Source organism: Streptomyces sp. NPDC059009 (assembly GCF_042740175.1).
Taxonomy (GTDB): Bacteria; Actinomycetota; Actinomycetes; order Streptomycetales; family Streptomycetaceae; genus Streptomyces.
The window spans coordinates 54,592-79,779 of the sequence record NZ_JBHYJB010000024.1; the positions used below are offsets into that span (position 1 = coordinate 54,592).

24 protein-coding genes and 1 tRNA gene are annotated in these 25,188 nt (G+C 71.1%); 10 read left to right on the forward strand and 15 right to left on the reverse strand.

What is annotated here, in order from left to right:
- Positions 1 to 131 precede the first annotated feature (131 nt).
- Together ACFWYM_RS23605 and ACFWYM_RS23610 are read left to right on the forward strand one after the other, a co-directional pair.
- Positions 132 to 204 (forward strand) — tRNA-Arg (locus tag ACFWYM_RS23605).
- 114 nt (positions 205 to 318) lie between these two features.
- Complete coding sequence (locus ACFWYM_RS23610) at positions 319 to 672, forward strand: hypothetical protein (protein ID WP_384840506.1); 354 nt, start codon at positions 319 to 321, stop codon at positions 670 to 672.
- A gap of 80 nt (positions 673 to 752) precedes the next feature.
- On the opposite strand, the gene ACFWYM_RS23615 is transcribed toward ACFWYM_RS23610, so the two are convergent.
- The gene (locus ACFWYM_RS23615) at positions 753 to 1,991 is read right to left on the reverse strand and encodes a tyrosine-type recombinase/integrase (protein ID WP_384840508.1); all 1,239 of its coding nucleotides are present in this window, start codon (positions 1,989 to 1,991) and stop codon (positions 753 to 755) included.
- Positions 1,991 to 2,290, reverse strand: coding sequence for a helix-turn-helix domain-containing protein (locus ACFWYM_RS23620; protein WP_384840511.1), 300 nt, complete (start codon positions 2,288 to 2,290; stop codon positions 1,991 to 1,993). Before ACFWYM_RS23620 ends, ACFWYM_RS23615 begins: the two co-directional genes overlap by 1 nt.
- Positions 2,291 to 2,723: 433 nt before the next feature.
- On the opposite strand from ACFWYM_RS23620, the gene ACFWYM_RS23625 reads away from it, so the two are divergent.
- The 4 genes from ACFWYM_RS23625 to ACFWYM_RS23640 all read left to right on the forward strand — a co-directional run bounded on the left by ACFWYM_RS23625 (position 2,724) and on the right by ACFWYM_RS23640 (position 7,452).
- Complete coding sequence (locus ACFWYM_RS23625; protein WP_384840514.1) at positions 2,724 to 2,945, forward strand: helix-turn-helix transcriptional regulator; 222 nt, start codon at positions 2,724 to 2,726, stop codon at positions 2,943 to 2,945.
- A 559-nt stretch (positions 2,946 to 3,504) separates the two neighbouring features.
- Positions 3,505 to 4,830: a DUF3631 domain-containing protein gene (locus tag ACFWYM_RS23630; RefSeq protein ID WP_384840738.1), complete on the forward strand. Its 1,326-nt coding sequence runs from the start codon at positions 3,505 to 3,507 to the stop codon at positions 4,828 to 4,830.
- A gap of 323 nt (positions 4,831 to 5,153) precedes the next feature.
- Entirely contained in the window at positions 5,154 to 5,783 is a 630-nt protein-coding gene (locus ACFWYM_RS23635; protein ID WP_384840517.1) for a hypothetical protein, read from the forward strand.
- Positions 5,773 to 7,452 carry a relaxase/mobilization nuclease domain-containing protein gene (locus ACFWYM_RS23640; protein WP_384840519.1) on the forward strand — a complete coding sequence of 560 codons (1,680 nt, stop codon included), beginning with the start codon at positions 5,773 to 5,775 and terminating at the stop codon, positions 7,450 to 7,452. Before ACFWYM_RS23635 ends, ACFWYM_RS23640 begins: the two co-directional genes overlap by 11 nt.
- A gap of 19 nt (positions 7,453 to 7,471) precedes the next feature.
- Here the strand turns inward: ACFWYM_RS23640 and ACFWYM_RS23645 are convergent, their stop codons facing one another.
- The 5 genes from ACFWYM_RS23645 to ACFWYM_RS23665 are packed head-to-tail and all read right to left on the reverse strand — an operon-like array spanning position 7,472 to position 11,997.
- Positions 7,472 to 7,996 (reverse strand): AAA family ATPase, encoded by a 525-nt coding sequence (locus ACFWYM_RS23645; protein WP_384840522.1) that lies wholly within the window; start codon positions 7,994 to 7,996, stop codon positions 7,472 to 7,474.
- Between the two features lie 38 nt (positions 7,997 to 8,034).
- Positions 8,035 to 8,910, reverse strand: coding sequence for a glycosyltransferase family 2 protein (locus tag ACFWYM_RS23650; protein ID WP_384840524.1), 876 nt, complete (start codon positions 8,908 to 8,910; stop codon positions 8,035 to 8,037).
- Positions 8,904 to 10,142: a hypothetical protein gene (locus ACFWYM_RS23655; protein WP_384840527.1), complete on the reverse strand. Its 1,239-nt coding sequence runs from the start codon at positions 10,140 to 10,142 to the stop codon at positions 8,904 to 8,906. Before ACFWYM_RS23655 ends, ACFWYM_RS23650 begins: the two co-directional genes overlap by 7 nt.
- Positions 10,139 to 10,843 (reverse strand): hypothetical protein, encoded by a 705-nt coding sequence (locus tag ACFWYM_RS23660; protein WP_384840530.1) that lies wholly within the window; start codon positions 10,841 to 10,843, stop codon positions 10,139 to 10,141. Before ACFWYM_RS23660 ends, ACFWYM_RS23655 begins: the two co-directional genes overlap by 4 nt.
- On the reverse strand, positions 10,840 to 11,997 hold the full coding sequence (locus ACFWYM_RS23665) for a glycosyltransferase family 1 protein (RefSeq protein WP_384840533.1): 1,158 nt from the start codon (positions 11,995 to 11,997) through the stop codon (positions 10,840 to 10,842). Before ACFWYM_RS23665 ends, ACFWYM_RS23660 begins: the two co-directional genes overlap by 4 nt.
- A gap of 146 nt (positions 11,998 to 12,143) precedes the next feature.
- On the opposite strand from ACFWYM_RS23665, the gene ACFWYM_RS23670 reads away from it, so the two are divergent.
- Positions 12,144 to 13,118 (forward strand): multiprotein-bridging factor 1 family protein, encoded by a 975-nt coding sequence (locus ACFWYM_RS23670; RefSeq protein ID WP_384840536.1) that lies wholly within the window; start codon positions 12,144 to 12,146, stop codon positions 13,116 to 13,118.
- Entirely contained in the window at positions 13,115 to 13,684 is a 570-nt protein-coding gene (locus tag ACFWYM_RS23675) for a peptide deformylase (protein WP_384840539.1), read from the forward strand. The genes ACFWYM_RS23670 and ACFWYM_RS23675 overlap by 4 nt, the downstream gene beginning before the upstream one ends.
- 63 nt (positions 13,685 to 13,747) lie before the next feature.
- On the opposite strand, the gene ACFWYM_RS23680 is transcribed toward ACFWYM_RS23675, so the two are convergent.
- From ACFWYM_RS23680 to ACFWYM_RS23695, 4 genes are all read right to left on the reverse strand, one after another.
- Positions 13,748 to 14,143, reverse strand: a complete 396-nt coding sequence (locus tag ACFWYM_RS23680; protein WP_384840542.1) for an STAS domain-containing protein — start codon at positions 14,141 to 14,143, stop codon at positions 13,748 to 13,750.
- A 95-nt stretch (positions 14,144 to 14,238) separates the two neighbouring features.
- Positions 14,239 to 15,237 (reverse strand): anti-sigma factor RsbA family regulatory protein, encoded by a 999-nt coding sequence (locus tag ACFWYM_RS23685; protein WP_384840545.1) that lies wholly within the window; start codon positions 15,235 to 15,237, stop codon positions 14,239 to 14,241.
- Entirely contained in the window at positions 15,230 to 15,577 is a 348-nt protein-coding gene (locus ACFWYM_RS23690) for an STAS domain-containing protein (RefSeq protein ID WP_384840548.1), read from the reverse strand. Before ACFWYM_RS23690 ends, ACFWYM_RS23685 begins: the two co-directional genes overlap by 8 nt.
- Before the next feature lie 678 nt (positions 15,578 to 16,255).
- On the reverse strand, positions 16,256 to 19,597 hold the full coding sequence (locus tag ACFWYM_RS23695) for a BTAD domain-containing putative transcriptional regulator (RefSeq protein WP_384840551.1): 3,342 nt from the start codon (positions 19,595 to 19,597) through the stop codon (positions 16,256 to 16,258).
- Between the two features lie 204 nt (positions 19,598 to 19,801).
- On the opposite strand from ACFWYM_RS23695, the gene ACFWYM_RS23700 reads away from it, so the two are divergent.
- A complete protein-coding gene (locus tag ACFWYM_RS23700) occupies positions 19,802 to 20,563 on the forward strand; it encodes an SDR family oxidoreductase (RefSeq protein WP_384840553.1) in 762 nt (253 codons plus the stop codon).
- A 92-nt stretch (positions 20,564 to 20,655) separates the two neighbouring features.
- Here ACFWYM_RS23700 and ACFWYM_RS23705 read toward each other — a convergent pair whose 3' ends face one another.
- Both ACFWYM_RS23705 and ACFWYM_RS23710 read right to left on the reverse strand, forming a co-directional pair.
- Entirely contained in the window at positions 20,656 to 21,423 is a 768-nt protein-coding gene (locus ACFWYM_RS23705; protein WP_384840556.1) for an ANTAR domain-containing protein, read from the reverse strand.
- A gap of 1 nt (position 21,424) precedes the next feature.
- On the reverse strand, positions 21,425 to 21,745 hold the full coding sequence (locus ACFWYM_RS23710; protein ID WP_384840559.1) for an ANTAR domain-containing protein: 321 nt from the start codon (positions 21,743 to 21,745) through the stop codon (positions 21,425 to 21,427).
- A 160-nt stretch (positions 21,746 to 21,905) separates the two neighbouring features.
- Here ACFWYM_RS23710 and ACFWYM_RS23715 point away from each other — a divergent pair, with 160 nt between their 5' ends.
- Positions 21,906 to 22,220, forward strand: coding sequence for a hypothetical protein (locus ACFWYM_RS23715; protein WP_384840562.1), 315 nt, complete (start codon positions 21,906 to 21,908; stop codon positions 22,218 to 22,220).
- 270 nt (positions 22,221 to 22,490) lie between these two features.
- On the opposite strand, the gene ACFWYM_RS23720 is transcribed toward ACFWYM_RS23715, so the two are convergent.
- A complete protein-coding gene (locus ACFWYM_RS23720; protein ID WP_384840565.1) occupies positions 22,491 to 23,453 on the reverse strand; it encodes a hypothetical protein in 963 nt (320 codons plus the stop codon).
- 75 nt (positions 23,454 to 23,528) lie between these two features.
- Positions 23,529 to 25,079, reverse strand: coding sequence for a hypothetical protein (locus ACFWYM_RS23725; RefSeq protein WP_384840568.1), 1,551 nt, complete (start codon positions 25,077 to 25,079; stop codon positions 23,529 to 23,531).
- Positions 25,080 to 25,188 lie beyond the last annotated feature (109 nt).

A 25,188-nucleotide genomic window follows, 5' to 3' on the forward strand; every position in this document is an offset into this window, starting at 1 on the left:
GAGCCGCTGAATAGCCTTCTGTCTCGCCCACATGTCCCAGCGTCTTGCTCCCCCGGCGCCATGGACAGCAACCAACCCCACCCCCGCCCCCACCCCGCCACTTCCCGCCATCAGCTACCCTGTCTGGGCTGGCCTTCGTAGCTCAGGGGATAGAGCACCGCTCTCCTAAAGCGGGTGTCGCAGGTTCGAATCCTGCCGGGGGCACACTTAAGCAGCAGGTCAGAGGCCCTGTCGCCCACTAGGGCGACAGGGCCTCTGGCTTCCGGCACGGATTCAGCACACATGAGGTGTGCGCCGAGGGTGGGGAGCTGTACCGCGATGCCCGCTAAGGACGAACTGGCCAAGCGCCGCCACGACAACCTGGTCGACCGCCTGGAGACCCTGATGAAGGCTTCGCTGAAGCCTGGTTACCAGGGCTACCACGGGCAACTGGTCCTGGGCAGCGATGACCTTGAAGAGATGGGCGAGCTCAAGGACGTACGGCGTGCCGCTCGCGAGGCGGGCCGTCGCCTCGGCTGGCAGCCGAAGACCCAGCTCGTGGACGGACGCCTCTTCGTCTACGACGACCGCGAGGTACCCGAAGAGATCAGCCGCCTGGCAATGCGCGACGCCGCCGAGGCAATGGACGCCTTCATGCGGCCGTACCTGAACCGGGCCCCGCGGAACATCTGAGCGACACCCTGCCATCAGGTGCCGCCCCTGCCTGTCTGGCGGGCAGCACCTGGCTGGCCTCGGCACGGATCAGGCACACATCACGCTGCGGCGTCCTCCAGGTCCGCCACCGCCTCGGCAGCCTTGCGGGCCTTCTTCTCAGCTTTCTCCAACTTGGCCTTCACCTTGGCCAGTTGCTTCGCCCGACGCTTGTGCATCTTCTTCGAGACCTCGTCGAGACGGTCGGGGAAGAGATGACCGTACGTGTCCAGCGTCAGGGTCGCGGACTTGTGGCCGAGCATCGTCTGGACGACGTTGACGTCCGCGCCGCTGGCGATGGCGAGCGAGGCCGCCGTGTGGCGCAGTTTGTGCGGGGTGAGCTTGAGGTGGCCGAGGCCCGCCTTGGTGACCGCGGGGGCGAAGAACCGCTGCCGGAAGTTCCGGGCGCGCAGCGGCCCGCCCTGCGGTGCGGTGAACAGCAGTTCATCCTCACCCCGCTCCTCGACGTGCGGCTTCAGCTCCTCGGCGAGGAAGCGCGGGATCGGTACCGACCGGCGCTCGTGGTTCTTGGGCGAGTCGAGGTAGAGCTTGCCGTTGTCCTCGACGTACGCCTCGACGATGTGCGCGCGGCAGGCATCGAGGTCGACCCGGCCCACCTTCAGCGCGGACGCCTCCCCCCAGCGCAGCCCGGTGTACGCCAGCAGCAAGATGAAGACGCGGTACGCGCCCGCCGCCTCGGCGAGCGCCTCGGCCTGCATGTCGTCCAGGTAGACATGGTCAGCCGGTGCCGCTTTCGGCAGGGGGACGCCGGCGGCCGGGTTGAAGGCCAGTCGCCTGGACTTGACTGCGAAGCCGAGTACGCGGCTGAGCACGACGTACGCCTTGCGCACCGAGCGCGCACTGAGCTTCCTGCCGCCCGCCGTCTCGCCGGACAGCATGTCCGCCAGCCACTCGGCGACATCCTCATAGTGGATGCGGTCCAGCGAGGTGGTGCCCCACTTGGGGATCACATGGACGTCGAGAACGCCTCGATAGCGGTTGCGAGTTGAGCGCTTGAGGTGGACCTGGGCAGCCAGCCAGGACTCCGCCACCTCCGCGAACTTCACGCGCGAGGCCGCCGGATCGCGGTACGTGCCGTCGGACAGGCGGGACTCCACCCTCGTCCGCTCGGCCTCCGCGTCGACCTTGCGGGCCAGGGTCTTCATCTTCGGCTTGCCGTCAGGGCCGTACCAGCGCACGCGATAGCGGCCGGGCGGGGTGCGGCCAGTCTTCTTGGCTGCTGCCACCGCCCGCGTGTACGCCGCGTGCCCGTTGCGGTCCTCGATCCAGACTCGCGCCATCAGCCCTCCTGCCGAACGGAGCTGGGCCGCACGTGCGCGGGAACCGGTGGGGAGAGCGGCTGGAGCAAAGCGATCGGTGAGACGCCGAGGGCAGTGGCGATGATGACGAGGTCGTCGACGTCGCAGCGGCGGCGGGCGCGTTCGGTGCGGCTGAGCGCAATGTTGGACAGAGGGCGGCCGAGGGCGGTGCAGCGCTCGGCGAGGCGGTACTGGGAAAGTCCGCGCAGCAGGCGCAGGCGCTCGATATTGCGCGCGGTTTGGATTCCAGCGGGGCCTATTTCTACGGGTCGGGTTGCCATGACAGATAGCCTTAACTCGAAATGCACATCCGTGGCAAGGGTTTACTCAAGAGGTTGAGAAAAGTTGTTGGCGCCGCCTATCGACAGTTTTGCGCAGGTGGTTCGGCGGAGCCGGATTTCCGTGCTACGGTGCCGCGCCGCTGCGCCCGGGGGACTTAGGACACACGCTCCCATTCGGGCACTGACCTTGCACCTTGACCTCAGACTGTGTGCCACATGGGGTCGAGATGATCCGGGGAAAATCGGACAGATTCACCTTGAATTCCGACTTGATTTCGGCAACCGGGGATCGTGCCCTATCGTTCTGGGACCCATCCCCGCCCCTGACCGTTTGGGGCGACCGCGGAAATTCCCCAGAATGCCGCTGGATGGATCGCCAAAGGCGTGGCTATGTTGCCCACGCCGCATCTCGGCACTCAACCAGGAGGTCTCTTTGCCCAACCACACCCCGCACCGTGCTGCCGCGGAGCGCGGTCGGCTCGCCACTCCCGCCGACGTCGCGAGCTACCTCGGCGTGCCCGTGAAGACGCTCTACCAGTGGAAGTACCGGGGCACCGGCCCCAACGTCCACAAGGTCGGCCGCCACCTGCGCTACCGCTGGCAGGAGGTGGACGCGTGGCTGGACGCCCAGACCTCGTACGACCTCACCGCCTGACCGGCGGACTCATGGCGAAGCCCCCGGCGCGCCAACGCCGAGGGCCCCAGATTCCCCAACTGATTGCCCATCCCTGAACGAACGAGCTGGTGAGGGGCGGGACCTTGCCCGTCCTGCCTCTCACCGGAGAGGAACGTCTATGGAGGACTCTACGTCCTCGCCTATTTCGAGTGCATCCCCCGCCTCCTCCGCCGAGGGGACCGGGCCCAAGGTGGTCTGGCCTCCGGTGGCAGTGCCTGGCCAAGGGTTTGGTCCGCGCGATGCGGACCACGACAACGGCCGGTCCGCCGGACCACACGCGCCGGATGGCTCTGGTCCGCAGGATGGTCCGCAGCGTGCGGCAGTCGCGGACCGGTCCGCCGAAGCTACGCCGACCGCATTCCCGTCGCCGGACCGGATATCCACACCTGTGGAGGAGGCGCAGGTCAGCGACGCGCGGACCGGACCGGGCGCTGCGGACCAGGCTGGTCCGCACGAGGTGAAGCGGTCCGCTCCTTCTGGTCCGGTGGTTCGCGACGGTGCGGACCAGGCGCCGGATGCTGGTCCGCACGACCGGAACCTGGTCGGTGTCCCCGCCGCTGAGCGGACCAACGTCCCCTCACCGGACCACACCGACGGACCGGACCAAGGCCCGCGGACCGGTCCGGGGAAGCCGTTCGGACCGGCGGACCACACGGAGCCGTCTTCCGGTGACGGGGCCGCGCTGCTGGATGAGTTGCGGTCAGCGGTCGGCAAGTACGTGGTGCTGCCCAGTGAGGAGGCGCTGACCGCGGTCACCCTGTGGGTGGCGGCCACGCACATCCAGACCGCTCTGCAGCACGCGCCGCGTCTGGCGATAGTGAGCCCGACGAAGGGCTGCGGCAAGTCCCGCGTCCTGGACGTGCTCCACGAGACCGTGCACAAGCCGATGATGACCGTGAACATCTCCACGGCGGTCGTCTACCGCGTCATCGGCAAGAACCCTCCCACCCTGCTGGTGGACGAGGCCGACACCATCTTCGGTCCCAAGGCAGGGGACAAGGAGGACCTGCGCGGCCTGCTCAACGCCGGGCATCAGCGCAACCGGCCCGCCTGGCGCATCTCCGGCCCCGAGCACAAACCGACCCCGTACCCGACCTTCGCCATGGCCGCGCTCGCGGGGATCGGCGACCTCCCGGACACGATCATGGACCGGGCGGTCGTGCTGCGGATGCAGAAGCGCAAGACGGGCGAGAAGGTGGCCTCGTTCCGGCTGCGGGATTCGGTGCCGGAACTCAATGCGCTGCGCGACAAGCTGGCCGCCTGGCTGGGTCCGCTGCGCGGGCAGGCGGCGCGCATGGTGCCCACGATGCCGGTGGAGGACCGGGCGGCGGACACCTGGGAGCCGCTCGTCGTCATCGCCGACCTGGCCGGCGGCCACTGGCCCGCACGCGCCCGCGCCGCGTGCGTGGCCATGACTCGGCACGAGGCGGTCCAGGACGAGCAGAGCAGCCTGAAGACGCGGCTGCTGCGCGACATCCACCGCATCTTCGCGCAGGCGGACAATCCCGAGGCCCTGGCCACCCAGGACCTGGTCGCTGCCCTGATCCAGGACGCCGATGCTCCGTGGGCGGAGTACGGCACCAAGGGCCTGAACGCCTACCACCTGGGCAACCTGCTGCGGGACTTCAACATCGGCTCGGCCAACTACCGGTTCGAGAAGGGCAGGCAGGCCAAGGCGTACATGCGCAACCGGTTCCTGGACGCCTGGGCACGCAACTGCCCCGACCTCATCGAGGCAGCACCTGAGCCCGCACCCGGCAACGCGGCTGCCCGCCCGGCCCTGGGCAAGCCGCCCGCCGCCCCGACCGGGTCGCTACCCGTCGGCCCGCCCGGCGGCCCCGCCGGGCCCAAGCGCACTCTCTGATCCCACCAGGGGCGTAGTCCGTAGCACTGCGTCGCGTCCGTCCCCGCGCAGGTCAGCGCGGGGACGGACTTTCTCGTCGGGACGCACTTCTCCGTACCTGCCCGGCCGTCCGTACCTGTGCTGACCAGCCATGCGACGCATGCGACGCACGTGACACCGCCCCAGCCGATTGCCTCCGGAGCACCACGATGCACACTGACAACGACAGCGACACCGCTTCCTCCCGCCGCCGGGGATGGTTCGGCCTGGGCCGACGAACAGCAGCAAGCTGGAGCGTTCGAGCCCCTAATGGGGCTTCGTCCGCGCTTGCCTCCGCCCCTGGGGTGGCGGAGGAGGGGGAGGCCGGGCGCCAGCGGGCGCCCGAGCCAGAGGTGGGGGTGACCGAGCCCAGCACCACGCCCTCCGTCGCCAACGCCGAGCAGCCCGCTGCCGACTCCACCGCCCCACACACCGAACCGCCCGTCGACAACACCGACACCACACCGCCCTCGGGCAACCCCCCGCTCCTCGAGCAGCCCTCCTGGCGTGAGCCCGATGCCCGCACGCCGCCCGCACGGAGGAACCGCAAGCGCACCACCGAGAACCGCGACCAGGACAAGAAGATCCGCTTTACCCCGACCGCGGTCCGGATCATCGACGAGGCAGCCAAGCGGCGACGTCTGACGTTCGCCGGGTTCGTCGGCGACGCCGCCCTCGCGGTCGCGCTCGACAAGGCGAACATGGTCGGCAGCCCGGAGGACGATCCGATCCGCCCGCTGGTGGAGGCCGTCGAGGCGCACACCAAGGCGCTGAACCGCATCGGCACCAACCTCAACCAGATCATGGGCGCCATCCACTCCAGTGCGATACCCGAGCGCACCGAGGCCGTCCTCGGCCTCATCGAGCAGGCCGCCAAGGCCAGTTACGACCTGATGGACCAGCTCATAGAGGAAAGTGCCGCCCATGGTGCCTGACGTCTCCACCGGCTCCGACACCCGCGGCCTGATCAACTACCTCTTCGGGCCGGGCCGTCGGGACGAACACACCGACCCGCACATCGTGGCCGCCTGGGACATGGCCGGCGCCCCCGACCCCGGCCGCAACCCCGAGACCACCTACACCCAGCTCGCCAAGCGCCTCGACCACCACGTCGACCTGCGCACCCGCGAGCTGGGCGGGAAGAAACCGCCCAAGCACGTGTGGCACTGCCCGGTACGCACCGCGCCGGGCGACCGCTACCTGACCGATACGGAGTGGGCTGAGGTCGCTCACCGCGTCGTCGCGGCCACCGGCATCGCGCCCGAGGGCGACGACCAGGCGTGCCGGTGGATCGCGGTGCGGCACGCGGATGACCACATCCATATCCTGGCCACCACCGTGCGCGCCGACGGCCGCCGACCGCGCACGAACCGGGATGGCTGGCGGGCGCAGAAGGAATGCCGCAAGATCGAGGCCGAGTTCGGGCTGCGTCAGCTCAAGTCCGGTGACCTGACCGCACCCAAGACGCCCACCGGGGCGGAGCGGGCAAAGGCCGAGCGCCTGGGCCAGGAGACACCTGCGCGGGAGTGGCTGCGCGAGCGCGCGTACGAGGTCGCCGCCGCCGTGCGCAGCATCGACGACTACTTCACCGTGCTCAGCTCGCTCGGCATCCAGGTCAAGCCGCGTATCAGCGCCAAGACCGGCGAGGTGGACGGCTACAGCCTGGCCGCCCCCGGTGACACCATCTTCTTCGGTGGCTCCAAGCTCGCCCCCGACCTGTCCTACAAGCGCCTCTGTGAGCGCCTCCCCACCCAGGAGGTGGCCGACCGCCCGCAACCGGTGGCCTCCGACCCGGCCGAGCCGTGGCGTCGTACGGAGACCGCCGCGCGTACGGCTCTGGCGGCACTCGATGCGGGCGACGACGCCATCGCTCAGGGCCACCTGGATGCCTTCGCCGACACCCTCCACAACCTGGCCCGCGCCGCCCCAGGCCCGCACCAGGCCGAACTGCAAGCCGCAGCCCAGGCGTTCAACCGGGCACGCCGCTCGGCGATCCGGGCCGACCGCCAGGCCGCCGCCGAACTACAGCAGGCCGCCAGGGAACTCACCCAGGCTTCCAACATTCCGGGCGGCCTCGCCATCGCTCTCATCTTCACCGCCCTGCACCTGGCCCGAGCCGCCGCCAAGTGGCACCAACAGCGCGGACACGAGCAGCAGGCCGCCGCAGCGGAAGAAGCCTGCCGCCACCTCCAGGAGACCTACCGCCAAACCGCCGAGCCCGTCCTGGCGGACCTCACCCGCCGCGCACCCCGCCGTGCCGCAGCCCGGCGATTCGAGGCCGACGTGCGGGCAGCCATCCCCGACCAGGCCGACCGCATCCTCGCCGATCCATCCTGGCCCGCCCTGACCACCACCCTCGCCCGCGCCGAGACCGCCGGCCACAGCCCTCGCCGCCTCCTGGCCGAAGTGGCTGCCAGCCGAGAACTCAACACCGCCGAACGCCCCGCCGACGTTCTCAACTGGCGCATCGCCGCCCAGCCGAACAGGCGCGCACAGGCAGCACGGACCAGCAGCACCCGCCACACGACGCCGGCCGCGTGGGCGCCACAGCCCGCAACAGCTGCAGTGAACGAACAGCCTGCGGATCGCCGCCGACGCCGATAGCGGTCACGAGCCTGCTTCTTCAGCTCGGCCTGGCCGAGGCGAGCGCCATCAGGAGCTGGCTCGGATCTCCGGTGTATACGATCACCTCTTCGTCCTCGGCCGGGGCATCGAAGCGGGCGAAGAAGTCGTCGAGGGCTTCCGGGGTGACGGTGAGGGCGTTGGCGTCCTCGCGCTGGTTGCGCTCGGCCAGGCGTCGCAGCAGCTCGTCGCGGTCGGCGGGGAGGTAGACGACCACAGGATGGCCGCCCGCTTCGCGGGCGGCCTGTCGCCAGGCATCGCGCTCGTGGCGGCGCCACAGTCCGTGGTCCAGGACGACGTCGTTCCCGGCCTCGATCTCCTTGGTGAATCGCTGCCGGATCGCCTCGACGACGGGCCGTTCGCGCTCGAAGTAGGTGTGTTCGGGGTAGTCCACGCCGTAGCGGCCGTGGAGGCGGTGGACCTCCTCGTCGACGGACAGCCGGGTGAAGCCTTGGCTGGCCAGGGCCCGGGCGACGGTGGTCTTGCCGGAGCCGGTCAGTCCGGCCAGGAGGACGGCGAGGGGCACGTGGTCATCCCTTCCGCGACGAGCGTGCGCGAGCGCGGTCATTGTCTCCGATCCTGGCCGATCTGCACGTGCGGCCGCCACGTGGTGAAGAGGCCACGGGCCTCGGCGGGCCAGCCGAAGGGCATCCGGTCGAGGCTCACCCGGCGGAAGGCGAACCGCGGGTCGCTGATGTTGATCACGCCGCCGTGCTGACCGACATGCGTCAGGAGACGGCTGGCCTCCTCGCGCACGGCCGGGGTCTGTTCCTGCCAGGTACCGGAGGAGAAGTGCTGGATGCGGCGGCGGAGGTCATCGAGGACACCCGAGCGCCACTTGAAGTGGTGCACCGCGCAGATGCGGTGCACATCCGGCTTGTGGCCGGGTGCCCGGTGATTTCCGGAAGCCACCGTGACGTCGTGGCGAGCGAGGACGATCTTCCTGGGGTCGCCGTGCAGGAGCCGGTGGGTGAGGTAGCCGCCGAGGGGATAGGCAAGGTCCAGTCCGCCTTGAGGCTGCCAGCCGGTCAGGCGCCCGCTCGCGGTGACGCGGTCGAGCATCAGCCCGCCCACCACGCGGTGCCCGGACTTGTCGGCCTGGGCGATCGCCTCGTCCAGTGGAGCGGGGAACTGCTGGAACTCGTCAGCGTCCGCGAGCAGGTGCCAGCCGGGCCCGGCTCGGTGCCGCAGAGCGTCTCTGAGCTGGGTGTTGGTGTGCTCGTGCCACGGGCCGGCGCTGGTACCAGTGGGGGTGATGCCCAGCTCGCGGCTGGCGGCCTGGAGTTCGTGCCGCTGCTGGTCGGGGACGTGCTCGGGGAAGTGGAAGGCGATCAGGAATCGCTCGATGCCCAGTCGTCGGTAGTGGCGGACCCAGGCGGCCAGCAGCGGAGGTTCGACGGGCCCGATGACCGCGATCAGGGCCGGGGGTGTGCTCAGCATCGCGGCTCCTTCGTACGCAGGCAGGCGAAGGTGCAGGTGAGGAAGTCGGCCTGATCGGCGGCCGACGGCACCCCCAGCAGGCCGGGCGCCTCCGGGGCAGGGTGCTCGGGCGGCTGCCGGACCACGGTGTGCAGGGCGTCGGCGAGGCCGTCCGGTTCACCGGCGGGGAAGGTCAGTGCCCAGGGCAGGCCGTGCAGGCGGGCGGTCAGTTCGGAGTCGTGGTCGGAGACGACGAGGGGAACGCCGAGGCGTACGGCGTCCATCACGAGCCCGGATTCCTTGCCTACCCCGGGATGCCTGGCCACCAGGGCGGCGTCAGAGGCGCCGTACACCAGCCGCAGCACGCTCTCCGCGACGGGGCCGGGCACCGTGTGCAGTTGGAGATCGGGCAGGGATCGCCACCGCTCCAGCACAGAGTCATCGAGCGGGGCGCCCGCGACCACGAGGTGCAGCGGCTCCTTCAGCCGGGACAGGGCGGCGTCGATGGTGGCGATGTCCTTGTACGGCCACCAGCCGCCCACCAAGCACACCACGGCTTCGGCTGCGGGGATACCGAAGGCGGCTCGACCGCCGTCGCGTTCGGCATCGGTGAGTCGGCGGCCGTCGTCGACCGCGAAGGCGCGCACCACCGCAGGCAGGTTGGGGAAAGCGGTGGCGAACTGCTCGCCCACGGCCTGGGTCGGGTAGAGGGCGATCACCCGTTCCTCACCACGGCGGGCAAGTCGGCCGAGCAGCCGCACCGCGGCGTCCTCGGCGGTGACCGCTTCGTGGACGAACCGCAGGTGCGGCTGGCCGCCAAGGAGGGCGGCAGCCCCGTGCAGGGCCTCGCTCGCGGTCAGGATCACGACCGCCTCGGCGGCGGGCTCCAGGCGACGGGCGGTCCGCAGCGCGGCTGCCTCGGCCAGGCAGCGGGCGATCAGGGTGACCTGGTGCGGCAGGCGTCGCAGAGGGCGGGGCCAGCGGCGCGAACGGAACAGACACTGCCCGACTGCGGAGAGCCTGGCTACCAGTCGGGAGGCGACCAGCAGGACGCCCGCTCGGCGCCCGGCCGGGGAGGCCACCAGCCGGGCGCCGGCTTCGCGCAGAGCCGTGACCGCCTCGCGGGCGATCCCGTGCGGGGTGATGACCAGACTGCCGAGCCGGGCCTGGGCGAGAGCTACCAGCGTGCGCTGGTGGTGCCCGCCCAGCCGGTTCGCGTACGGCTCGATGAGCACGAGCGGGCAGTCAGTCATCCGGACACCGCCTGGTCCCCGTGGGCGGCGGTGAACCTCTCCCGAAGCCAGGTGGGGTCGTTGAGGTGGTCGAACCGCTTTGCGTCGCGGGCGGCCTCTCGGGCGAAGGTGACACCCTCACGGGCCCCTGCGGCGGCGTAAGCAGCGAACTCGCCGCTGTGACTCGTCGTCCACGCCTCCACCCGCTGGCGGGCATCGTCGTCGGCCATGTCGTACTCGCTGCCGCGGGCGAGCATCGCGCACTCCCGAAAGCCTGCCTTCCAGGCATGGAAAGGGCTCTGGTTGAACCGCGTGATGCCAGCGGTCCGCTCGGCGAACTCGATGCGGCCCGGGAGGGCGGCGAGCGCGTCCACGGCCTCGCCCATCTCGCGCAGGGCACTGCGGCGGATCAGCTTCAGCCCGCCGTAGCCGTAGGACAGGCCGTTGAGCGGGTTGACCGCGCGCCACACCCGCATCGACACCCCCTCGTCCAACGGCTCAACGGCAACCGGGGCGAAATCCGTATTGATGGCGAAGTCCCCGTCAGCGAGGAAGAACTGCTCGCGGTCGACGACCTCGGCGCACAGCCGGTAGGCCCGGCGCATCCCGTGCACCCCATGCAGGCGCTTGACCGAGCCGCCAAGAGTCCGCTGGAGCCGGGAGTGCAGGGAGTTGGCCATCGGCTCGTCGTAGGACAGGAACACCGCATCAAAATCGGTCACGAGATCGCCTCCAGGTAACGCGCAGCGACCAGGACGGGAGTGAAATCGGCCGTGGAGGCATGGGCCCGCTTGGCGTGCAGAGCGTGGAACTCGTCATCCGTGGCGAGCCGTTCGGCCAGGGCGACTGCCTCAGCCGGGGTGGTGAAGCACAGCTCGGGATCGATGTGCTCGGCAAGCCAGCCCAACTTGGGTGAGATGACCGGCAAGCCCATGCCCTGGCAGTCGATCACGCTCATCGACCATGGGCAGCCTGGGCGGAACGGGGCGATACCGAAGCGCGCACCGGCCAGCAGGTTCTTGTAGCGGACCCGGTCGCCCCGGTCGGAAACGACTTGGACGTGCGGCAGGGCGGCGAGTTGGTCGCGCATCTTCTCGGGGCTGTCGTCCAGCCCTTTGCGCTCGGCCCGGCGCTGGCCGAACAGGTCCATGACCCGTAGCCGCACCGTGCCGGACACGGTCAGATCGCGGGCCAGGTCCACGAACTGCTCAGTGCCGTAGTGCGCGTACAGCCGGTGGTTGTAGATCCCGATCGCCCCGGCGCCGGATACGGACTGGGTGGCGGTAGGGGCACGGACCAAACGCTCGTCGCGCGGAGCAGGCACCACTCGTAGCTTCTCGCCGAGTTCCACGGTCATGCGAGCGACAGCGGCCGACACCCACGAGGCGGCCGTGGAGGAGTGGACCATCACGCGGTCGCAGGCAGCCAGTCCGGCAGCGAACGCCAGCAGCACCGACCGCCCGAGCCCCGCGTCGTTCAGAGACGGATCGAGCAGGAGCTGTCCGCCAGCGGTGAAGGCGAACGGCAGGTAGTGGCAGTACCCGGCAAGCAGCGCGTCCGATCCGGCCTCCAGCAGGGCCGTACGGATCGCAGGGGCCTCCTCGATCTGGTTGGCCACCACCACTTCCGGCCTCTCCGTCCGGATCAGCGCCACCAACTCGTCGATGTCCGCGGAGAACCGAGCTCGGTACTTCGTGCCCGGCGCCCTTGTCTGGCGGAAGCCGCAGCGAGCATCCCCGGCCGCCGCCGGAGCCGCGACGGTCACCTTCGCCCCGGCGTCCGCGAGCGCTGGGGCGAGTAGGTCCGCGAAGATCCATCCCGAATCCGCCGACAGACGGTCGGGGTTGGAGATGTTGAGCAGGTACAGCACGCGCATGGTGCGTCGCCTCCCTTATCTGCCCGAAGGATCGATCCGGGCCCGTGAGGGAAGGAAAACGGCGACGAAGGCCGTGACGGGATGATGAACTTGGATCACTCACGGTTCATTCATGCTCACCAACGAGGACGCGGGGCGGAGCTTCGATGGACGCGCGCAGCGAGGAGATCACCGTCGAGCAGGCGGCCGAGGACTACGCGGCCGAGGTGGCCCGGTGGCGGGAAGTACGAGGCATGTCCAAGCGGGCGTTGGCGCGGGCCATGGGCTTCGACCCGTCCTACGTCAGCCACGTGGAGTCGGGCCGCGCCAAGCCCAGTGAGGAGTTCTCACGCCTCGCCGACGAGGCCCTCAACGCAGGGAAGGCCATCTGGCGGCGCTGGTGCGACTACGAACAGGCCAAGGCCCGCACCCGGCGCCCAGCAGCGTCACCGCCAGCCCAGCGCAGGTCCGAGCAGCCGTACGCCACCGGGTCGGCCCTCGTCGTCGAGCACGACGCTGCCAGGCTCCAGTACGACGGCAGCAACTACCGGCTCACCATGCGCCGAAGGCTGCGGAACACCGGGGAGGACCCGGTGACCCGCTACCTGATCCGTATCTCCGTCGACCGCTACCCCGGCGACCCCGAGCGGTCCAACGCGCACTATCGGGCCCACCCGCTGACCTGGGACGAGCTCGACCTGACGGCCACCTGCCGGGGCGAGACGATGCGGTGGGAAGCCAAGCACGACCGCGACGCCTTCAAGGAGGTCTGGCTGCTGTTCGACAACGAACAGGGCCGCTTCCCGCTCTACCCCGGCGAGTCCGTGTGGATCGAGTACACCTATACCGTCGGCGACAACAAATGGGGCAACTGGTTCCAGCGAGCCGTCCGCCTGCCCACCGAACAGCTCGAAGTCCAACTCGCCTTCCCCGCAGTCCTCGACCCGGTCATCTGGGGCACCGAGACCTCCATGACTGCCGAAGCCTCTCCGCTGCGCACCCCTCCCGTCCGCAGCGACGACGGCGAACTGCGGCAATTCACGTGGATCACGACCGCACCCGCGCTGCACGCTCGGTACCGTCTGGAGTGGCGGTTCCGGGCACGACCCGAACCCGACACGGACCAAAGGGAGTTCAGGTGATTGACGTGCGGCCCAGCCAGCGAATGCGCGACCTCGGAGTCGTCCAGCACGGCGCCGGCATCCTCGCCGAACCGGCCCGCGCCTTCGACCTGCCCGCCGAGCGCGACGAGGCCGAGCGCATCACCGACGAGTTGTTCGCAGCGATGGACCGGATCGGCCAGGTCCACCCCTTCGCCAAGGGCATGGGCATCGCCGCCCCGCAGATCGGCATCGCACGCGCCGCCGCAGTCGTCCAGCCGCCGGGCGACGCCCCCGCCATCATCCTGCTCAACCCGAAGATCACCACCCGCTCCGACGAGACGGACGAGCAGTACGAGGGCTGCCTCAGCTTCTTCGATGTCCGCGGCCTCGTCCCCCGCCCTCTGAAGATCACGGTGGAGACCATGGCCCTGACCGGCGAGACCGTGACCACCGTGTACGAACGCGGCCTCGCCCGCCTCATCCACCACGAATCCGACCACCTCGACGGCCTCCTCTATACCGCCCGCATGCGAACCGGAGTCGAGCCGATCCCGGTGGAGGAGTACCGACAGACCGGCCGTGCCTGGGTCTACGACGGAGCCTGACAGGCGTTGACTCACACGCGGGCCCCCATCTGCCGGGGAGGCACTGTGCCGCATCGCCCTAAGCTAAGCTGCGGGACCGAGCTCATCGTGGAGCGGAAACACTTGCCGCAACAGGCTGCGCTCGAAGGCGAGTCGGACCTCCGTGCTGGGCCTGCTCAGGCTAAGGCTGCCTCCGGCGTGGTGGAGAGCCTGCCGCACGCCAAGCAGGACATAGAAACTGGCGTTGTCGCACTGGGTCACCCCGTGCAGCACAAGCGTCACATGCCGACTGCCCTCGGCCAGCACGACGGAGACCAGTTCGCACAGTACGGGGACGCTGGCGGAATCCAGCTCGCCGGTCACGTACAGCGTCATGGAATGGCAGGGACCAGCGGGCACCCGCCGAAGCAGCAACCGTTGACCACCGCGCGGCTCGACATCCATCAGGATCACATGCCCCCGCAGTGAGAGTTCGTCCATCGTCTCACCTCTCGGGCCACCGCACGAGGGACGATATCCGTGGGAACACGGGGTCACCGGGGGCAAGATCCGGCGAACAGTGGCCATCGATCGACTCAGGGGCTGCCTCCCGTTCGGGTTGGAGGCGCGGGTATGGTCGAGCGCCGTCGGCTCATGCGGATGCGGATGACGGTGCCTGAGTGCGTGCTGCGCATGTCAGCGGCGTCGCTGAGCTGGCGGATGATCCACAGTCCCCGGCCGTCGAGTTGGGCGGTGCCAGGCGGCAGGTATCCGGCCAGGGCGGTGTTCAGAGTGCCGTTGGGGTCGGTGACCTCGCAGAACACTTCCTCGGCAGTGGTCCAGATCCGGCAACGGCCACCTCCGGCGCCATGCCGGACAGCGTTGCCGGCGGCCTCGTCCACACAGACCAGCAGGCTGTCGATCCGCTCGGGGGCCAGGGCCGCGTCGCGGGCGAGACGGGCGGTGAAGGCGCGGAGCTCGGAAAGCCTCCGGGTGCCGTCGAAACGGAACTCCGCGCAGCCTTTCGGCGGGTCGGGCAGGGGCACGGTGTCGCAGGCGGCGCTGAACTCCTCGGCGGCGATATGGGCGGGGTTGGGCCGGTGGGTCTGGCCGGTGGTCAAGGCCGGGTGAGTGAGCTGGGCGGCGTGCAGAACGCCGGTGGGCAGAGCGCGGGTGTCATACGGGCACAGGTGCCAGGCGCCGGTAGAGGCCAGGGCGAGGTTGAGCAGAGCGTCATAGCGGGTCCACTCACGGGCCTGGTCCTCACTCAGTCCGGCCCAGGGCGTCTCACCCAGGACCCGGGAAGGGCCCGCAGTGGTGTGGGCCCTGTCGTGGAAGGCCAACAGAGCCTGCGCCGGAGTGCGGTACCAGTGCGCGGGGGCGAAGACCACCTGCGCGGCCCGCCTCCCCAGATGCCGCCTGAGCAAGGCGGCGTTGTGCCGGGAAGTGGCGATGAAGACCGGTTCCCCGGCGGCCAGCCCGTCACGGGCGAACGGCAGGGCCGCGGCCAGGAACTGCTCGTCCCCGCCGTAGAGGAGCAGGTGGTGTGCGTGCGGCGCCGCCCCCGGCCGGGACGGTGCGCGGGAGTCACTCATCAGGGACCTCCTCAAGAAGCGTTAGGGGCAGCTCGGGCCGGTCCCAGCCGCAGGCCAGCAGCATCGCGGCGATCACCGGGGTGCGGGTGTGGAGGATCAGGCGCCGACCGGGCTCGAGCAGGGTCGCGAAGGACACCAGCGCATGCAGGGAGGAGAAGTTGAAGAACGTCACCTCGCGCAGGTCCACAGTGAGGTCGGCCGGAGTCCCGTCCACGGCGAGAAGGTGGCTCATCAGCACGGTCTGATTGGTCAGGTCGACCTGACCGCAAAGCCGCAGGCCCGGTGGGTCAACGGTGTGCCAGATCCGCAGCAGAGCATCGGAATAGGAGGGGCGGCGCACGCTGAACCTCATCCCTGCGCAGACCGCGCCCGGAGCTGGTGTTCCGCGCTCGGGACCGGCCGTCCATGGCCGTCCTGAGGCTTAGACAGGTGCGCAACCTGGCGGTTGACCGGCCGCTGGGGACCGGAGAAGTGTCCGCTGGCGGCATGGGCCCCCCTCGACAAGACCGCCGAACACCCGCATCAGCACGGTGCTCGTACCGGTGGAGGCATCCACGGATGCACCTCGAGCCTACGCCGAACCCCCGACACAAAGCGGACTTCGCCCCATCGGATCCCTCCCCGGCAAGCCCCTGTGAGCACCAGGGCCCCATGCCTGTGAGCGCCCCTCGGTGGCATCTGCCCCACCGCTGACGGAACGGATTCAGCACACATGAGGACGGGAAACCCCGCGAACACATGAGAACTACGGAGGGGAGTTTCCCCAGGCCAGACGTCACACGGCCAACGTTTTCCCAGGTCACAGCCTTGTTCAGGGAAAACTCCTAAAGCGGGTGTCGCAGGTTCGAATCCTGCCGGGGGCACACTTGAAGTAGGACGTCAGAAGCTCCTTCCTCCCTTTCGGGCGGAAGGAGCTTCTGATGTCCGGCACGGACTCCTCAGGGTCGGGGCCCTCGTCGTGCTCTCGGCACTATGGCGAATCCGCACCACGGCAGATCCGCACTACGACAGATCTGCACTACGGCAGATCCGCGTCCCTCGCGTACGCGGCCGCGAAGTCGGCGTCTTTCAGAGCTCTCCGTACGGCGGCCGTGATGCGGTTGACATCGCCGCGTTCGGCCGGTGGCAGCGGTGCTCCCACCGCGACGCGTGACCGGGCAGCGGTGCCGAGCAGACTGGCGGCGAGTTCCAGGTCGCCTGCGAGCTGCCATGCGCCCGCGAGCCCCTCCAGTGCCAGGGCCACTGCCCTTGGATCACCCGTGCTCCGGGCCGCCGTCAGGCCCTCCGTATGGAGTTTCAAAGCCGCTTCGGCGTCGCCGCGCTGCTCGGCGACGAAGCCGAGTTCGGCCAGGATCAGTGCGGCGCCGTTCGCCGCGTCGAACTGACGGTTCCACTCCAGCCAGCCGCACAGATACGCCTCGGCCGCATCGAGCCGCCCCTGCTTCCGCGCCCCGAGCGCGAGACCGACCTCGGCGAACTCCTGTGCCCGCCGGTCGCCGTGCTCGACAGCCACCCGCCGGCCCCGCTCGTGGAGCTCCTCCGCCCGCGGATGGTCCCCGGTCAGCAGGGCGATCCTGCCCAGTTCGGACCAGCGGGTGGACACCTCGGTCCACAGGCCGAGCTCCTCGGCGGTGCCCAGGGCGTCCCGGTGGCCGGCCTCGGCCGCCGGGTAGTCGCCCTCGATCTCCGCGAGACGGCCGAGCACGCTGGTGGCCTGGAGCCTGCCCCAGCGGTCGCCGGTCTCACGGAACAGGGCGAGGCTCGTCTCGCCGTCGGACCGGGACGCGGCCAGGTCGCCGCGTACGTACCGCTGCACGCCCCGCACGCTCAGAGCCGCTGCGATGCCCCAGCGGTCCCCCGTCGCACGGAGCTCGTCCAGCGACCGGCGAATGAGCTCCTCCCCGACCTCCATGGCGCCGAACAGCGTCGCGGCGTAGCCGAGGAACCAGCCTGCCCCGGCCCGGTCGCGTGGGTCGCGGATGTCCTCGTAGAACCGCAGGGGGGTGGATCTCCCCTCTTGGGAGGCGGTGCCGTCACCGCACAGCAGTGTCATTCCCGCGTGCCAGGCGGTGACCGACGCGCGGTCCGGGGCCTCCGGCTCGCCCCGCTCCTCGACGGCCAGGGCCTCGGCCATCGAGCGCCTTGCCTCCGTGAACCGGCCGCGCAGGAACCAGTACCAGGCCATGGCCCGGACAAGGCGTCGGGCGAGCCGGGCGTCGCCGGTCGCGGCCGCGGTGTCGAGCGCGGTGTCGAGCGCGGTGCGGACGTTGGCCGATTCGGCGTCGAGACGGCGCAGCCACCGCTGCTGGTCGGCGCCGCGCAACTGGGCGTCGGCCCGCTCGGCCAGTGCGGCGTAGTAGGAGGCGTGGGCGGCGCGCAGCCGGTCGTACTCGGAGGGCGGCGCCTCGGTGCGGATTCCCCGGTCGTACGAGGGGGTGTGCGGGGTGGTGTGTGCGGTGGTCTGCGACGTGGTGTCGGTGGTGTGCGCCGTCGCCGCGCGGAGCCGGTCCTGGCCGTACGCGGCCACCGACTCCAGAAGCCGGTAGCGGGGTCCGTCGGCGTGATCGACGACGACCACCAGGGACCGGTCCACCAGTCGGGCGAGCAGGTCGACGACCTCGGCGGCCTTCACCCCGTCCCCCGGACAGAGCGCCTCGGCGGCCTCCAGGTCGCAGCCGTCGGAGTGGATCGCGAGCCGACGCAGCACCATCTGTTCGGCCGCCGTCAGCAGCTCCCAGCTCCAGTCGAGCATCGCCCGCAGGGTCTGCTGGCGTGCCGGAGCGTCGCGCCGCCCTTCCGTCAGGAGCCCGAACCTGTCGTCGAGGCGCTCCGCGAGCCGGGCCGCGCCAAGCACCCGGACCCGCGTCGACGCCAGCTCCAGAGCAAGCGGAATCCCGTCCATGCGACGGCAGATGGTGGCCACGGCCTCGGCGTTGCTCTCGGACACGGCGAACCCCGGTGACGCGGCGGCGGCCCTCGCGGCGAACAGCCGGACCGCGCTGGATCGCTGCACGTCCGCCAGTTCGGCCTCCGGACCCGGTACGTCGAGCGGTGGCACCGGCCACAGGTGCTCGCCCGATACGCCGAGCGACTCCCTGCTCGTGGTCAGGATGTGCACCCCTGGCGCGGTCCGCAGCAGCAGCTGGGCCAGGCCCGCCACCGCCTCGACGACGTGCTCGCAGTTGTCGAGCACCAGAAGCAGGTGTCGGCCGCGCAGGGCGTCGGCCAGCCTCTGCGCCAAGGGCCTGGTACCCGTCGTCGGCAGCGCGCCGGACCACGCGTCGTCCCGGATGCCCAGGGCTGCCGCCACCACCTCGGCCAGCCCGGCCGCCTCCACCTCCGCGGTGAGTTCCGCCAGCCACACCCCGTCGGCGAAGGTTCCGGTCGCCCCGCTCGCGACCTCCAGGGCAAGCCGGGTCTTGCCGACCCCGCCGGGTCCGGTCAGGGTGACCAGACGCTCCGACGCCAGCAGCTCCCCCACCTCGGTCATGGCTCGTGACCGTCCGATCAGCGGGGTGAGCGGGGCGGGCAGGTTGGTGCGGTGGCGCGTCGTGCCGTCGCGGGGGGCGGGGTTCTCCGTGCGCGTACCGGGTCCTGTGGCCGGGGCAGTCCGCAGGGCGGCCGGGGGGTCCTGGCGGAGGATCTCCTGCTGCAGCGCGGCCAGCGAGGGGCCCGGTTCGAGGCCGAGCTCCTCAGCGAGGTGACGGCGCGCCTCCTGATAGACCTCCAGGGCCTCGCTCGGCCGCCCGGCGCCGTACAGCGCCCGCATATGGGCCTCCCGCAGCCGTTCCCGCAGCGGGTGATGGCTCGTCAGCTCCTGGAGTTCTCCTGCCAGTTGGCCATGGTCGCCGAAAGCGAGACGGGCCTCGGCGAACTCCTCCCAGACCAGCAGCCGTTGCTCCTCCAGACGCGTCACTCCCGCACGGGCGAACGGCTCGTCCGCGAAGTCCGCGAAGGCCGGGCCCCGCCACTGGGCCAGGGCCTCGGCGAAGCGCGCGGCCCTGGCCTCGGGATCCGAGGTCCGGCGGGCCCGGTCGGCCAGTGCGGCGAACCGCCCCGCGTCCACCGCGTCGCCCGGCACCTCAAGGAGATAGCCCGGAGGGCGGTGCACCACCAACTCGCGTCCCCCGGCCGCCGCCAGGGACTTCCGCAGCCGGGACACCAGAGTCTGCAGCGCGTTCACGGGGCGGGCCGGAAGACCGTCGCCCCAGAGGTCCTCGACCAGCCGGTCCGTGGAGACCACCCGCCCCGGTTCCACCAACAGGTCGGCAAGGAGCAGGCGGACCTTCGCATCAGGCACTGCCGCGAGATCACCGCCCGCCGTCCACACGGCCAGGGGGCCGAGCACTCCGAAGCGCATCCGGTCAGCCTATGGCCGGGCCGCAGGCCGGTGGGCGGCAACCCCCGCCGTACGTACCCCCGTACGCACCCCCGCGCCCACCTGCCGAAAGCCACCGACAGCGGCGTGAAAGGCAACCGAATGCGCCGCCCCGCACAGTCGTCCCGTACCGCCTCAACACCCACACCAACGCAACGCACACATCGCTACGCACAAGGAGTCACCATGAGCAGGTTCGCGGGCAAGAAGGCCGTCGTCACCGGCGGAACCCATGGCATGGGCCTGGCGATCGTCAAGGCGCTCCTCGCCGAGGGAGCCGAGGTCGTCCTGACGGGCCGCAACGAGAAGACCCTCGAGGAGGCGCGGACCGAGCTGACCGGACAGGCCGCGCACGTCGTACGTTCCGACGCCGCGAGCATGGCCGACATCGCGGCCCTCGCCGACCTCGTCCACAAGGAACTCGGCCGCATCGACCACCTCTTCATCAACCACGGCATCGCGGAGTTCGCCGAGCTCGGCGAGGTCACCGAAGCGTCCTGGGACCGGCACTTCGCCATCAACACCAAGGGCGCCTTCTTCACCGTCCAGGCCCTGGCGCCGTTGATCGGGGACGGCGGGTCGATGGTCTTCACGACGGTGGGCAACGACGTCGTCTTCCCCGGCCTGAGCGCCTACTCCGCGTCGAAGGAGGCGATGCGCGCGTTCGCCCACGTCCTGGCGGCCGAGATGCTGCCCCGGAAGATCCGGGTGAACTCCGTCGCTCCGGGATTCATCAAGACGCCGACGATGGGCGTGCCCGGTCTGAGCGAGGAGGAGCGCAGGGAGTTCGAGCGGCAGGGCGACGAGACGACCCCGCTCAAGCGGAACGGCACGGTCGAGGAAGTGGCCACCGCTGCCCTGTTCCTGGCCGCCGACGCAACCTTCACCACCAATGTGGAGTTCGCCGTCGACGGAGGCTTCGCCCAGGGGCTCGTCAGCACGCACTGAGACGTCCCGCCGATCAGAAGGAACGTCATGTCCCCTCACGGGACCGGATACGCGGACAAGCCCCTGGAACCCGTCGGGTCCCTCGGATCCGCTCATGGACCGAGGTCCTCCGGTGACAGGTGGCGCGTCAGGACTGCGTGGACCAGCTCCGACAGGGGGCGGTCGTGGGTGGCGGCGTGGGTGCGGAGGCGGGTCAGGGCCTGGTCCAGGGGGATGCCCAGCAAGTGGGCCACGAAGCCGGTGGCCTGGTGGACCTCGGCGCGGTACAGGCGGATGCCGTCCACCATGTCGCCGTGGTTGTGCTCCGCCGGGGGTGCCGTCTGGTGCAGGAGCAGGAGCAGCAGGACGCGGCCCAGGCTGTGGAAGTCCTGGAGTTGTCCGCCGGAGAGCGGGGTGGGCGTGGTGCCGTAGCCGGTGAGCACGCCGACCGTGGCCGCGCCGAGTTCCAGGGGGGCGGCCACGACGCCGCGCACCGCGACGTCCGTGCCCCCCACGACAGCCGTCAGGAACGTGGGCCAGCGGGTGGGGTCCGTCGATGTCAGGTCGGGCACCAGCACGGAGTGGCTCTGGTGCACCGCCTCCAGCGTGGGGCCCTCGCCCAGGACGTACTGGAGGTCGTCCAGGTCCGGGCCGAGGCCCTGGGGCGGGTCGCTCCACAGGAGTTCCAGGTGGCCGTCGTGGGCGGCCGCGCTCGCCGTGAGGGCGTCCAGGCCGATCAGACGGGCGGCGCCGGCGAGCGGGGCGGCGTCCAGGCCGAGGCCCGTACGGGCGGCGCGGCGGGCACGGGTGAGAAGGTCCGCGAAGGGGTCGCCGGGCGTCGCGGCCTCGGACGGCTCGGGCCCCTCGTCCGGGGCGGGCACGTCACGTGGTCCGGTCGAGTTCGGCCGGGACGGCCCCCCGTGCGACCCGTGCGGCCAAGTCGCCCAGCTTTTCCTGCCGGGCGCGCGCGTACGAACGCAGCCGGGCGAAGGCTTCCTCCATGTCGATGTCCAGGCGGGCCGACAGCACTCCCTTGGCCTGCTCGATGGTGACCCGGCTGTCGAGTGCGGCCTGGAGCTGGTGGATGGTCTCGTCCTTGGTGAGCAGGACATGCCGTTGCTGCAGGCAGTGCGCGGCGCCGGCCGCGAGGGCCAGGGCCAGGCGCAGGTCCCCCAGGGTCGGCAGCGGGCGGCGGTCGATCATGAGGTTGAGCGCACCGATGCTGTGCGTGGACGTGCGCACCGGGACGGCGGCGACGCCGATGATGCCGAGACTCAGCGCCCGGGGCGCAAAGCGCGGCCAGCGCTGGGAAGTTGGCCCCGGGGAGCCCCGTGTGCCCGGAGGCCCGGCCGGGGAGCCCCGCGTGCCCGGGGGCCCAGGATTCCCCGGAGGCCCCAGCAGCACCGGGGGCAGGGACGGAGCGGGCCCGTGTGCTGTCCACGCACGGGCCCTCGTCCAAGTCGATCTGGATCTCCTGGAGTCGGCGGCAGATCTCGTCCGAGGCGGTGAGGTAGTCCACCTGCCCGGAGTCGTCCAGGACGGTGACGCCGGCCGAGCGCACCGCCAGCAGATCGACGGTGCGCGAGGTCAGGTCGTGCAGCAGCTCCAGGGCGTCGAAGCCGTCTGCGCGTGCGGCCAGGTCGAGCACGACCTCGGCGATGAACACCTCGCGCTCTGAGGTAGGCATCGGAAGTCAGCCTGTCTTCCCTCTTCCCTCGGCTCCCGAATCCGCGGCCCCGGGCGAGGACTTGGCTTGCGGACGCACCGCGGCGGGAGCTGTGGGTTCGGCCCATGGAGGGCCCGTCGTGCCCGCTGACAGGGAGTTCGCCTCTCCGCCTCGGTTCCGTATCGGCCCGTCCGAAGCGCCGCTGCGGCCGCTTCCGGACGGCCAGGGCGCATCACGGTGCGCCCTCCACGATAGTCCGGCCGGGCCCGGAGCGAACCCCGCTCAGTGGCGGATCCGCACCCCGTGCCGCGTCCGCATCCGGCGCAGTTCCCACAGGGCCACCGCCGTCACGGACAGCGGGCCGCCGAGGACCGCCGACCACTGGGCCGCCGGGGGGCCGTGGGGCAGGCCGCCGTCCAGGGCGAGGCTGCAGAGCATGAGTTCCCAGACGAGTACGACGGTGAGGACGGCCGGGAGCGCGGCGTGCACGTTGGCCGTGTTGAAGGCGTAGCGGGCGGCGTAGGCGCAGGCGAAGGCCATGAACGGCAGCAGCCAGAGGAGGCCGATGAGCAGGATGAGCGCCACCAGGCCCATGACCAGCGTGCCGTAGTTCTGCTTCATGATCCAGGCGCTGCCCAGCAACGCAAGGACGACGCCCACCAGGATCCCGACCCACCAGCCCACGGCCTTGAGCGGGGCGCCCAACCGGGAGCGGAGCAGGCTCCGTTGGCCGGCGGGCGCGCAGCGGATGAAGACGAGGATGACCACGGGCCCGGTGAGGATGAGCAGCAGCGGGGCCAGGATCAGCTTCGCCACACCGTCGTTCGCGACACCGCTCCAGCCGTCGTCCGCGCCGTAGGTGTAGATGAGGTAGAGGGTCGCGGCCGCTCCGGCGAGCGCGCGCCACAGCTGCACCTTCGTGACGAGCGGGTCCACGACGCGGCCGCCGCCCGGCTGGTTGAAGATCGCCTCGGCGCGGTTGCGGGCGGAGCGGATCAGCGGGATGAGCGGTGAGACGAAGAGGAAGCCGCAGCCCGAGCGGCGCCGGCGCGGCGGTTGCGGCTGGGGCTGCCGGTACGGGTGGGGCTGGGGGTAGGGCGGCGCGGGGTGCGGGGACGGGTAGGGGGGCGGGGCCGGGGCGCCGCCCTGCGGGGGGACCTGCGGCGGGGGGCCGTACGGGTCCGGGCCGCCGCCGTGGGGTGGGTTGTTGCGTGGTCCCCAGCCCTGATGTCCCCCGTGTGCCACCGCTACCCCTTGTTCTCGCGCGACCGGCCGTCCTGCGGCGGCCCGGTGCCTACGACGTGTTCGAGCGCGCGCAGTTTACTCAGCGGAACGCGGTACGGGCGCGAACTTCCGTGTGGAGAAAGTGAGCTGGTCCTGGTCCGTCAGGCCCTTCGTGATCCACCACTGGACCGGGACCGTGCCGTAGGTGCCGTCCAGCGTCCTCGTCGCCCACGTCACGACGGTCTCGTCCGCGCCGTCGCCGTCGAAGTCCCCGGTCGCCGTCACGCTCGTACGGCGGTCGTCGGCGGGGATGCGGGCGCCGTCCAGGGTGGCGGGGCCGGAGCGGGTGAGGCGGGCCGACTCCTTGTCGCCGTCGAGCAGTACGGCGGTGGGGACCTGCTCCGGACCGGCCACCAGGAGCCCGTCCTTGCCGTCGCCGTCCGGGTCCGCGGCGAAGAAGGCGCGGCTGGAGGTGGTGGACTGCCCCGACTCCCCCGATTTCGGGAGCCGTTGGACGGCCGGTGCACCGCCCTTGCCGGAGTAGACGGCGTACGAGCCGTCGACGTCGGGCGGCTCCGTCTCGTAGCCGGGCTCGTCGTTGCGGCTGCCGCTGTCGCCGACCGCCAGGTCCCGCGCCCCGTCGCCGTCGAAGTCGCCGAAGGCGAAGGCGTTTCCGGCCCGCACCGGGCGCCCGGCCGCCGCGATCCCCCGGGCGCCGTCACCGCTGCCGCCGTCCACCGCCGCGAACAGCAGCCCGCCCGCCTGCTCGCCGTCGTCGCCGAAGTGCACGAGCAGGCCCGTGGCCCGCGGCCGCCCCGACGCCGCGATGTCGTCGACGCGCAGCGTCCCGTACGCCACGTCCTGGTCCTCCGGCAGGGACCGGGTGTCGGTCCGCGCCGGGGCGCCCGAACGCGCGAACGGGCCGTGCAGCACGACGAGTTCCCTGCCGTCCTGCCGGACTCCCGCCAGGTCGTGGTGGCCGTCGCCGTCGAAGTCGCCGCGCCGGACGAGGGTGAGGCCCTGCGCGGCGGCGGGCGCGGGCAGCCGCAGCCGTACCGCCTTGGTGCCGCGCCGTGGGCCGGAGGGGCCGCCCCAGGTGACGTAGGTGTCCGAGCGGTACTCCATCGGCGCGCCCGTGCGGCGGGCCTCCTCGTCCGACAGGTGCACGGCCGTCTGGGTCACGACGTCGGGGAAGCCGTCCCCGTCCAGGTCGGCCGTGGTCACCGGGCCCACCGAGCGGACACCGGCGGGCGATTCCCCTTGGTTCACGCCCTCGTCAGTGGGCAGGCCGAGGTCCGGGCGGCCGTAGAGGGTGCGGCGCGTCGGGTCGAGGCCGCCCGCCGAGCCGAAGACGACGGCGAGCCGGGTCTCGGTGCCCTGGCTGCCGGGCTTCGCCACGGGCACGGTGAGGACGAGGTCCCGGTGCCCGTCGCCGTTCAGGTCGTCGGGGTCCTTCGTGCCCTTGCCCGGCTCGGGCGGGCGGCTCGCGGTCGGTACGGGGTCCGGGGCGCTCGACCCGGTCGCCGGGCCCTTGCGCCCGCCCCCGCCATCGCCCCCGCCGCCCTCGTCCCCGCACCCGGCGAGCGGCACGAGCAGCGCGAGCAGGACGGCGGCGGCCCCTCGGGCGGCCGGGGTACGAGCGGTCATCCGCTCAGCACACACCGCACCCCGTGCGGCGGCAAGGTCCGTGCCGCCGGCGCAACGGGAACGAGACGTGCGGGCGACGTGGCCCGACGGCCGGCGACACGCCGGGTCA